Genomic DNA, 9,952 nt, shown 5'->3' on the forward strand with positions numbered 1-9,952 from the left:
CCCGGCCATAGCCATCATCGACCTCATAACGGCCGAGCCGGGCCAGCCCGAGCACCTGGCCGGCCGCGTCCTCGAATTGCGACATCGCCCGCTTGAACTGCATCAGCGCCAGGTCGCCAGGCGCGCGGTCATCCTCGCCGGCATTGCTGTACATGAACTTCTGCAAACGCCGCCCGATCTTGGATGCCGGCATCCACTGGAAAACGATCGTATGGCGCGTGTCGTAGAACGTGCCTTGCGACCGGAACTGGCGTTCCCGCTCACGATCGATCATCCGCGATATCTGGTCCGGGAAATGGCTGGCGTCACGCGGCGGGTAGGATTCGACAGGCTCGCGGATCGCATCGATCCACACCGCCCAGCCCGCGCCGAACCGCGAGAGCGCACGGTTTACCCGTGCCGTCAGGTCGTTATATTCCTCGGGAGAGGCGGCAAACATATCGGGCGGGCTATATTCATAGCCCATCAACAACGAACCGTCCTTGTTCACTACAATGCCGTCATCGACCACGAATCCCCAATTCAGGATATCGGGCAGACCTTTCGCAGTGTCGCGATATGGCTTGAGACTCAGCATCAGAGTTGCTTCCGGATACGATCATCGACGCGCGCCGGCCGCGACCGGGGCGGATAATAGGCGCGATAAGCCCGCGCCCGCCGATAAACCTTGAGAAATTGGGGATCGATCTTGGCGAGCCAGCGCAGCATCGCCGTGCCGAACACGCCGAGCGACACGCCGACCACGACGGAGAAGATTGTCTGCGTCGTTACCGGCAAGCCGACAGAGAACACGATGAGGCCCAGCATCAGATCGCGTTCGCCGCCCGCGATCAAATGCGGCCGCCAGAGCGCGCGATGGATCGGCAGGCGACGGAGCGCCATCAGATCACCGCGCCAGAAAACAACGCGACGATTTGCGATGCGCCGAGCAACAATGAGCCCGCCATCACGACGTAAAGCAGGCGACGCATGAACTCGCTCATCTCACCGAAGAACACGAGCCCGGCGCCGGCCATGACCAACCCGATCATCGTGATGGCGTAGGCGAACGGGCCGGTAATTGTATTCTCAATCGACTGCAACGGACCCATGAAGGGCAAATTGCTGCCCCCGCCGCCCGTGCTTGCTGCTAGTGCCGCCCGCGACATCGCCGCCATCACCACAGCCGACATCCCAGCCCGCGCCGACAAACGGCGCACGCGATCAAACAATCTCATCTTATTCTCCATTGTTCCGCACGAGCGACAACCGCTTGCGCCATCAACTTGACCGGCGCCGCTCTTGCGGCGGCCGCTCCACCTGCCAGCTCGCCGCCAGCGGTCACTGCGCATGAGCCCATTACTCATGCGGCTTGATCCCATTCAATGTCGTAGGACGTGCCATTCCAGCCAGCGACGGTCGCAATGCCTTGCACCCTCCGCGCCCCTTCCTTGGTCTTGGCGATGGTGACGATCACATCGACGGCTTCACCAATCAGCTCGACCGCCGAGCCGGTGAACGCCTCGGCCACCAGAAATTCCATGCGCCTAAGCGCCGCCCGAGGATCATCGACATTACTATGAACGGTCGCGACCCCGCCGGGATGCCCCGTCGTCCAGGATTTAAGTAGAGTCAGCGCGGCCCGGTCACGGACCTCGCCGACGATAATCCGGTCCGGACGTTGCCGCAGCGCGTGCCGCAAAAGCCGGTCCATCGGCGCCGGTTCGCTGGTCCGCATCGCAATCACGTTTTGAGACGCACACTGCAACTCCCGCGTGTCCTCAAGAATCGCGAGCCGATGTTCCGGCGTCACCCGTGCGATATAATCGATGATCGCATTGGCGAATGTGGTCTTGCCAGATCCGGTGCCGCCGCTGACAAGAATGTTTTTTCGATCCGCGATCGCGGCCGTCAGAATGCCCATCTGCCGCGCCGATATAATCCCATTGTCGCGGTAAGTTTCCAGCGGGAAAATCCGCTTCGCCGGAACCCGGATCGAAAAGCACGGCGCTTCCACCACCGGAGGAATCACCGCACTAAACCGCGAGCCATCAAGCGGTAGCTCACATTCCAACATCGGGCTGTCGCGCGTGAGAGTCGTCGGAATCGTGGAGGCAACCGTTGCCATGAGGCTTTCAGCCTGGCCCGGCAACATGGTCCCTACCGGGACCATCGGCTGGCCGAGACGTTCGGCCCAAAGCCGCCCGTCAGCATTCAATATGATCTCAATGACATCATCCTGCGAAAGCAGGTCGCAAACCAGCGGGCCAAGCTCGCGACGGAGCTTATCATGAACCCGCTGTGTTACTTCGCGTGACGCCGACATGATCCGGATACCTCCGGATCGTAGTCTATAGCTAATGGTCTAAGGGGTCAATCAGTTCGGCGTAAAAATAGATCAGCAACCCTGATTTCCAAGGCATGTGCTACTCTAGCGAGTGTGTCAAGCGTCGCATTGTTCCGCGCATTACGGAGATTGGAGATCAGTGCCGCGTTCAAACCCGTCAGACGGCCCAGCTCGGGATTTGTCAGATGCAATTCCTGCATCCGCCGATTCACAACATCCGCGATCAGCATTCGTTCAGTTAAAGCGGGTTCTCCCCGGCTCGGGGGCCGATTCGGCAACGCATCCTCCATAGGGTCCAATGTCCCTCGGTCAACCACAGATGCCGCCCAATGCGACCGCGATTCCCCGAGAGGCTGGGCTCCTATATGACACAAGATGACGTGCCTGTGTTGGATTCCAAATAATTGCACTCATTTCATATTGCCGCTGTTCGCAAGCTAAAAATTCCGCAACAGTTACCATATGTTCGACACGACGGCATGCCCTCAGCATCATAGATTATCCCGCAAATACGCCCTTTTTTCGGCAATCGTCAAATCGTCTTTAGACAATGATTGCTTGACTAGATTGCCGTTTTGCCGCAAACGGCATTATGCCTTTTAGGAAAGGACCCGGAAATGCCGCTCTATTGCTGCCTGTTTCCCCAAGCCGCTGTTTCTCTCACATCACTCGCAAGCATCGGACGGAGGCTCGCCATCGATGCTCGTTTAGCCCAAGGCGAAACCCTCGGCTTGGTCGAAGCCGCGACCGTTCAAGTCGCCACCCACTACGCCCTCGCCTGGCGTGATACCCTCGCCGGCCAACCCGATACCCTGCCCAGGCTTGGCCTGAAATTCCGGCAGGAAGGGCGGTTTCATATTCTCTACCGGCCGACCGGGCCGCTGCTCGACCCGGCCGACTGGATGCTGACCGCCCCTCCGGGCGAAAGCGTCTCGCTTGACCAAATCCGCGCCGCTCGTGAACGCTTCATCTACGCCCACCGGCGCGAGGATTACTCCCCCTACGATACCCTTGCGGCCTACCGGAAACGCAGCGCGCGGCTGCCATTTAATGCCACCGCCGACGCGATTTGGGGCATCGCTACCCGCGATGCCCTCGATGCCGCGCAAGAGTTCGGCCCCGTCTGCGCCGGGGCCGAACTCGTTCCCCTTGCCCAAACCGCGCCGCTTATGCCTCGCGCCGAAGATTCCACTGTCCCAGGGTTCCGAGGCGCTGACGCTCCCGCTAACCTTGAGTCCATTCTTGGAGCCTAACAAATGAACGAAGAATACGAAATTGAACTGCCGGGTGATGCCGTTCCCGATGATATAGAGACTTATCTAGAAAGAATCCCAGAGATGGCAATCAGGGTCCGAATCGACCAGGCAAACACCTCTTTTTCAAAATATAACTTCTTCACCTGGTCTAGTAACCGTGTGTCGGTATTGCCACCGGATCAGCGCGAGAAAATAAACGATCTTCTCAACACAGCCGATTATGTGGATTTTTCTTGCATGAGCCCACAATTGAAACAGATTTTATGGAAGGGTGTGCGATTCTATTACGGTTTATCCGAACAGGAGTTTCCCTTCCCGGAGTCACTTAAGGGTAAGCTCTTTTCCGTCAGTTCCAGAAAAACCCGCGCCTCACTTCGCAGCGCTGGCATTATTGTCGTTATTGTTTTTGCATTTTTTTCCGGTGCCTTGATAGGAAACACCGTCGGAAAAATTCAATCACGACCTGATTCTTCCTTCCCATCAGAGGCAGTGTTGCCAGAACAAGCTCAAATGAGCACACCCGCCGCAACGGCTAAAAGCGTGACCGCCGAATCCATTCCAAAATTCATAACGAAAGCCTCTCAATCTCAACATTAACCGACATTAAAATCCGGTGCGTTCTAGGAGTCCTTCGCCTTGGCTTTAATCCGAGATTCTTCTGTCCAACCTGCATTTTCCTCTCGATAGCAAGCGATCCGAGCGAGAGAACGATGAACACGAAACACGGCATATGGACGCATCAGGCGGCCAAGGGGCCGCCTGACCGGGCTCTACTCCGCTGCGCTCCACCAAGCCCCCTACAGGGTCTCGGCCCTCCGGGTAACGATCCCTTGCGCAACCGCGGCACCGATCTTGGCATAACCAATCAGCCAGTTCCGACCTCACAACGGCACCCCAAAGGCCGCCAGCCTCACTGCGAGACCCGGCAGCGGACCATACGGCTCAAACAGCATCCCCCCTCCGTCCGAAACAAACACCGTCAGGACGCACGACACCCGCAGGGAACGAACAAACCAGCACCTTCCTTGGCGTCATCCACCCCACCCGTGTCGAACCAGGCCACAGCATCCATTACGAGGCTGCCGCAAAGCCCGACACGATCCGTTCAAGCCCATTCAGCGGGGCATGAAACCGAGCCGACCAGCTCGCCGCAACCGGCACCGAACCACCATACGTCTCCCCACGCACGAACCACCAAACGGCCTCTACCGATGGGGACGATCACCGGCCTGCCGAAACCCCGCAACCTCCACCTGCGGCTATTTTCCCCTGCCCTGCGGGCATTCCTCGCGAGGCAAAATAGCCGCCGGTTCCGGCCCTCCGCTGCGCTGCGGCCGCTTCGCGGTGCAGGGCTCCGGCTGGCCGGTGCTTTTACGCCCCATCGAGGCCGATAGGCGGCCCGAAACAACAGGAGACTAATCATGGCGATCATCGGCACCTTTACCCGCGACGAGCACGGCTTCAACGGCACCATCAAGACCCTCACCCTGAACGTGAAAGCACAGATCAAGAAAGTCGAGGTTTCCAGCGAGAAGGCCCCCGACTATCGGATCACCGCTGGCTCGGTCGAACTCGGGGCCGGGTGGACCAAAACCAGCAAGGAAGGGCGCGAATATATCTCGCTCAAACTCGACGATCCGAGCTTCCCCGCGCCGGTGTTCGCCAACCTGGTCGAACAGGATAGCGGGTTCGGCCTCATCTGGACTCGCTCCTAACCGGGTCACACGCGCAGCGGCGGCCTTTGGGCCGCCGTTCGCATGTCAATAACTGGCTGATGCACCGGATAGACCGGACGATCGAGCGCCCGGCCACGCCGCCCGCAACGCGGCACCAAGGCCGGCCCCCCACCGATCATGAGAAAAGCCATGCAGCGCGCGCGGTTTCATTCGCCGCAGACGCGGCAATAAGGGAAAGCGAGCGTTCCCCTCGCCTCCCCAAAGCGCCGCCTACTGGCTGGCAGGGCCGCCCAGGGCGGCAGGGCTTCACCCCGCGCCTCGCGCAGCCCGGCCCGCCTCGCCGGCACTTCTCCCCACCACACCCCCGTTCACACCAGAAAAAGGGGCGGGGGTTTTTTCAAGCAATTCCGCCCCAATCTGCTATGGTGGCAGTACCCCGCGCCTCGGGGTTCAACGGGGGCAAGGAGTAATAGAATGACCGCAGTGCCTTTCGACACATTGAAACTAGCCCGCGCTCTCCGCGATCAAGGGAAGTTCACCCAAGATCAAGCAGAAGGGATGGCGCAGGCTTTTGCCGAAGCCGTGCAAACCGACTTGGCGACAAAGGGAGATATTTCCACCCTTGCCTCTAAGTCTGACATTGCACGGTTGGATGGAAGGATGAACCTTCAACAATGGATGCTTGGCTTTGTCCTGACTTTCGTAGTCGCAATCGTCATCAAATTATTCCTGCACTAATCCCTAAATGGTAAACCATCCGAACCGTAGTCGCCGGGACCGCCCCGGCGACCGCTTGCAAGGACTCGGGGCAACCGTGTTGCGCACCCCCGACCAATCCGAACTCCCCAATCTGGTCGCCATGATCGTTCGCCTATGGGGCGAACTTCACACAGCCGATCCGGCCCTCGCACGCGAACTCGCCCGGAAACTGCCCGCTGCCGAAATCCGGCACGAATAAACAGGCCACCCAGCCGCTTCATCCTTGGCGTAAATCTCCGGCCCATCGGGCCGGGGAACACTTGCCGCAGACGCGGCTAGAAAGGGGGAGGCGCGCAGGCTCGCGCCTCCCCCAAAGCGCCGCCTATCGGCCAGCAGGGCCGCCCAGGGCGGCAGGGCTTCACCCCGCGCCCCGCGCAGCCCGGCCAGCCACGCCCGCACTTTTCCCCCTCCATCAGCCATCACACCCCAGGAAAAAGACCGGGGCGGTCCCGGTTGCTGCATGGGAGACACAAAGATGTCCGATACCACCACCGAAAACTGCCGTGCGCTGGCGGCAATTCTGCATCGATCATACGACGAGGTTGATTACCTCTGGCGGCAGGGGCGGGTCAGTTTTACAAACTGGCGGCTTTATAAAAAATTCTGGACATGGACCGCTCCCAGGTTCTCCGGCACCAGCAATCTAACGCAAGCCGCCTATGCGGAAAAACTCGGCTGGGATGCCGTGTTTCGGAAAATCGAACGCACAAAACGCCTCATCGAGATCATCGACCGCCTTGGCGAAGGCAAAACACCGTGGCCCGTCAACGTCACACCGGCTCCCACCACCAGCCGGACAATCGCCTACGGCCACGCCGCGACAGTGCAAATTTTCGACGAATTTGCCGACGCGCGGCCCTCCATCATCGCCTTCGCCACCCGGCTTTGCCACGAATACGGCAAGCCAGGCCGGCCCGCGATGATCTGCATCGATGCCGACGATCAGTTCTATGTCGCTGTTGCACCGTGACCTGAAAACCCCCGCCCGCCCTGCCGGGCGGGGGTTTTATAATATCTATATCTCTTGATCTCTATAAGACCAGAATCCCTGGTTTCATGCCGCCGAATGGCCTCACAGATGGCCGGCCCTGACGGACCGGGGACCGATCGCCGCAGACGCGGCGACCGAAGGGAGGGGCGGAGCGCCGCCCCTCCCGCAACGGCCCGCTACAGACCGGCAGGGCCGCCCTGGGCGACAGGGCTACGCCCCGCGCCCCGCGCAGCCCGGCCTGTCACGCGATCCATTGCCCCCTCCCCCCGCTCTTTCACGCCAGAAAATAGCCGGGGCCTGAAAACCGGCATAACCAACATAGGAATTACGCAATGAACGAAATCAACGTCTCCGCCGTGCCGCTGACCAAACTGGTCCCGAGCGCAATCAACGTCCGCACAACCGGACGAGACAAAGGCATTGACGGCCTCGCCGCCAGCATTGCCTCACGCGGCTTGTTGCAAAATCTTGTGGTCCGCGAAACCGAAGAAGGAAAATACGAGGTAGTGGCCGGAGGCCGACGCCTTGCTGCCCTCAAGCAGCTTTGCAAGGCCAAAAAACTGCCGAAATCCTACATGGTGCCCGTGCAGATCGTCGGAGAGGATGCCGCCCTTGAGGCGAGCCTTGCCGAGAACGTCATGCGCGAGCAGATGCACCCCGCCGACCAGTTTGCCGCTTTCGCTGGCTTGATTGCACAGGGTCACAGCATCGAGGACGTGGCAGCCCGCTTTGGCGTCACCCCCGGCGTGGTGACACGCCGCATGAAACTCGCCAGCCTGTCGCCCGTCATCATCGAAGCGTTCCGAGCCGACAAACTCACGCTTGAGCAGGTCATGGGTTTCACCGTTACGGATAATCACGCCGAACAGGAACAGGTTTTTGCCGATATTTCCGAATGGCACTACCCGGCAGAACGCTCCCGCATCGTGCAGCTTCTCACCCATGAGAAAATGAAAACAACCGATCATCGGTTCCGCTTTGTTGGCGAGGACGCCTATATCGCGGCAGGGGGAGCCATCACCCGCGATCTGTTTGATGAGCGGGATACCGGATATGCCGAGGATAGCGCGCTCGTGCTGCGCCTCGCCACCGAGCGCCTGACCGCCATGATCCCCGAGGTTCTGGCGCAAGGCTGGAAATGGATTGAGGCAGACCCCGCGCTGACCTACGACACGATGCGGACCTTCACCCGTATTCATCCGCGCCACGTCGAATTGAACAACGACGACGCGGCCCGCCTCAGCGCCTTGGCCGAGGAATATGACCGGCTGGCCGAAGATGGCGACACACCCGACGATGAAACCAGCGAACGGCTGGACGCCATCGATGCCGAAATGGAGAGCTTGCGCGACAAGGAACGCGCCTTCGACCCGGCAGAAATGGCCCTCGCCGGAGGCTGGCTGGCCTTGCACAATGATGGTTCCGTCAAACTGGAACTTGGCTATGTTCGCCCCGAGGACCGGCCCGCGCTTGACGCGCTGCGCCGCCCGATCAACACCGACGGGCAGAACGAAAACGGTGACGACGATGCCGAACCGGTGACACCGGCCCCGACCGGGCCGAAGGTTCCCGAGGCGTTGCTGGCCGAACTTCACGCCGCCCGCACCATCGCGCTGCGCCTTGAATTGGTAAAGCGCCCGGATATCGCGTTGCGTGTGCTGGCCCACAGCCTCGCCGTGCGGGAAATGTCCCACGGCACCCCGGTTCTAACCGTTCATCCGAGCACCACCTACATTCCCGAAAATCAGCGTGTCGGTTGCCCCGACGAAACCCCGCTGAATGACCAAAGAAGCCGGTGGAATATGCGCCTTGGCGGCGATGCCGCCCGTATGTGGGATGCTATCATGGCCCTCAGCAATGAGGACGTGCTGGACCTGATCGCGGTTCTGTCCGCCTCTCTTGTCGATGCCACCTACAGCAAGGGGCAGAACGGCAGCGCCGCGAAGCCCGGCATCTATGCGGAAAAACTCGCCGCCACACTGGACCTCGATATGCGGCAGCACTGGACGCCGACCGCCGCCACCTATTTCGGGCGGGTCAGCAAAGACGCGATCACCGAAGCCGTCACCGAAGCCGCGAGCGAGGCCGAGGCCGCGAAACTCGCCGGATTGAAAAAGGGCGTGATGGCGGAAGAAGCCGCCCTCATTGCCGCTGATACCACATGGCTCCCGGCACCGCTGCGGACCAACCGGGGTTGACCATCATGGGCGGGGCCAAGACCCCGCCCATTCCCCTTATCCCTTTGTCCTTATTCTTCTGGCGTAAATTTCCGGCCCTTTGGGCTGGGTCAAGGGGGCGGCGCGCAGGCCCGCGCCTCCCCCGAAACGCGCCCTGCGGTGCAGCAGGGCCGCTCACCCGCACGGCAAGAGCCCTGCGCCATCGCAGCCCGGCCACCCTCGGGCGCATTTCCCCCCTCCATCAGCCTTCAACGCCAGAAAAGGACGGCGAATGCGCCGTGTATCACGGAGACACGACATGGCATTTTACAAGGAAAAAACCCAATCCGCGCTGGCTGTGCTGGATGCCGAGCGCGAGACAATGCGCCCTGAACGCTATGCAATCGGCGTGGCGACAATCAAAGCAAACGATTTTCTCGCCTATGCCCAGGACGTGCAGACCGCGCTTGGCAAAGCACGAAATTTCTACTGGACATATCACGGTTCCCAAAAGCTGGTCAGGGCGGCTTATGCCGAGAACCGGCCAGTCGCCGAAGTGGCGGCGGAATTGCTGGACCTGCGAAAACAAGAAATCGCAAGGCAACGGCACGCCACCCGTGAGCTAAACCGCCGAATGGGATGGACATAGAGAAACCCGCAATGTGGTCGCACGGTCCCGGATCATGTGACCACATCTACTTCTGCTCCGGCTCGGCCGAGAGATTGCCGGCCCTGGCGGGCCGGGGACCGATCGCCGCAGACGCGGCGACCGCAGGGAGGGGCGGAGC

General features: G+C 60.5%; 13 protein-coding genes and 1 pseudogene. 7 read left to right on the forward strand and 7 right to left on the reverse strand.

Going from position 1 to position 9,952, the window contains the following annotated elements; translation table 11 throughout:
• The 5 genes and pseudogenes from BUB54_RS19105 to BUB54_RS22225 all read right to left on the reverse strand — a co-directional run.
• Window positions 1-577, reverse strand: a pseudogene (locus BUB54_RS19105) (hypothetical protein); the annotation flags it as partial.
• Window positions 577-882: a conjugal transfer protein TrbD gene (gene trbD / locus BUB54_RS19110; RefSeq protein ID WP_048878785.1), complete on the reverse strand. Its 306-nt coding sequence runs from the start codon at window positions 880-882 to the stop codon at window positions 577-579. The gene trbD and the pseudogene BUB54_RS19105, both read right to left, overlap by 1 nt.
• Entirely contained in the window at window positions 882-1,217 is a 336-nt protein-coding gene (locus BUB54_RS19115) for a TrbC/VirB2 family protein (protein ID WP_073212028.1), read from the reverse strand. The genes trbD and BUB54_RS19115 overlap by 1 nt, the downstream gene beginning before the upstream one ends.
• Before the next feature lie 125 nt (window positions 1,218-1,342).
• Window positions 1,343-2,305 (reverse strand): P-type conjugative transfer ATPase TrbB, encoded by a 963-nt coding sequence (gene trbB, locus BUB54_RS19120; protein ID WP_048878784.1) that lies wholly within the window; start codon window positions 2,303-2,305, stop codon window positions 1,343-1,345.
• A 47-nt stretch (window positions 2,306-2,352) separates the two neighbouring features.
• Window positions 2,353-2,616, reverse strand: coding sequence for a helix-turn-helix domain-containing protein (locus BUB54_RS22225; protein ID WP_082075644.1), 264 nt, complete (start codon window positions 2,614-2,616; stop codon window positions 2,353-2,355).
• A 441-nt stretch (window positions 2,617-3,057) separates the two neighbouring features.
• Between BUB54_RS22225 and BUB54_RS19130 the strand changes: the two genes are divergently transcribed.
• From BUB54_RS19130 to BUB54_RS19140, 3 genes are all read left to right on the forward strand, one after another.
• Entirely contained in the window at window positions 3,058-3,579 is a 522-nt protein-coding gene (locus BUB54_RS19130) for a hypothetical protein (protein ID WP_139285014.1), read from the forward strand.
• Between the two features lie 3 nt (window positions 3,580-3,582).
• Window positions 3,583-4,179: a hypothetical protein gene (locus BUB54_RS19135; protein ID WP_048878781.1), complete on the forward strand. Its 597-nt coding sequence runs from the start codon at window positions 3,583-3,585 to the stop codon at window positions 4,177-4,179.
• A gap of 824 nt (window positions 4,180-5,003) precedes the next feature.
• Window positions 5,004-5,297 carry a DUF736 domain-containing protein gene (locus BUB54_RS19140; protein WP_048878780.1) on the forward strand — a complete coding sequence of 98 codons (294 nt, stop codon included), beginning with the start codon at window positions 5,004-5,006 and terminating at the stop codon, window positions 5,295-5,297.
• 167 nt (window positions 5,298-5,464) lie between these two features.
• Here the strand turns inward: BUB54_RS19140 and BUB54_RS21035 are convergent, their stop codons facing one another.
• Window positions 5,465-5,605 (reverse strand): hypothetical protein, encoded by a 141-nt coding sequence (locus BUB54_RS21035; protein WP_175556554.1) that lies wholly within the window; start codon window positions 5,603-5,605, stop codon window positions 5,465-5,467.
• 127 nt (window positions 5,606-5,732) lie between these two features.
• On the opposite strand from BUB54_RS21035, the gene BUB54_RS19145 reads away from it, so the two are divergent.
• Window positions 5,733-5,996, forward strand: coding sequence for a hypothetical protein (locus BUB54_RS19145; protein WP_048878779.1), 264 nt, complete (start codon window positions 5,733-5,735; stop codon window positions 5,994-5,996).
• 147 nt (window positions 5,997-6,143) lie between these two features.
• Here the strand turns inward: BUB54_RS19145 and BUB54_RS19150 are convergent, their stop codons facing one another.
• Window positions 6,144-6,416 carry a hypothetical protein gene (locus tag BUB54_RS19150; protein ID WP_048878778.1) on the reverse strand — a complete coding sequence of 91 codons (273 nt, stop codon included), beginning with the start codon at window positions 6,414-6,416 and terminating at the stop codon, window positions 6,144-6,146.
• Window positions 6,417-6,492: 76 nt separating this feature from the next.
• Between BUB54_RS19150 and BUB54_RS19155 the strand changes: the two genes are divergently transcribed.
• From BUB54_RS19155 to BUB54_RS19165, 3 genes are all read left to right on the forward strand, one after another.
• Window positions 6,493-6,987, forward strand: coding sequence for a hypothetical protein (locus BUB54_RS19155; protein WP_073212029.1), 495 nt, complete (start codon window positions 6,493-6,495; stop codon window positions 6,985-6,987).
• Between the two features lie 353 nt (window positions 6,988-7,340).
• A complete protein-coding gene (locus BUB54_RS19160; protein WP_048880516.1) occupies window positions 7,341-9,206 on the forward strand; it encodes a ParB/RepB/Spo0J family partition protein in 1,866 nt (621 codons plus the stop codon).
• Between the two features lie 277 nt (window positions 9,207-9,483).
• Window positions 9,484-9,813, forward strand: coding sequence for a hypothetical protein (locus BUB54_RS19165; RefSeq protein WP_048880515.1), 330 nt, complete (start codon window positions 9,484-9,486; stop codon window positions 9,811-9,813).
• Window positions 9,814-9,952 lie beyond the last annotated feature (139 nt).

The sequence above is a fragment of the Acidocella aminolytica 101 = DSM 11237 genome (assembly GCF_900129125.1).
In the GTDB taxonomy this organism is placed as follows: Bacteria; Pseudomonadota; Alphaproteobacteria; order Acetobacterales; family Acetobacteraceae; genus Acidocella; species Acidocella aminolytica.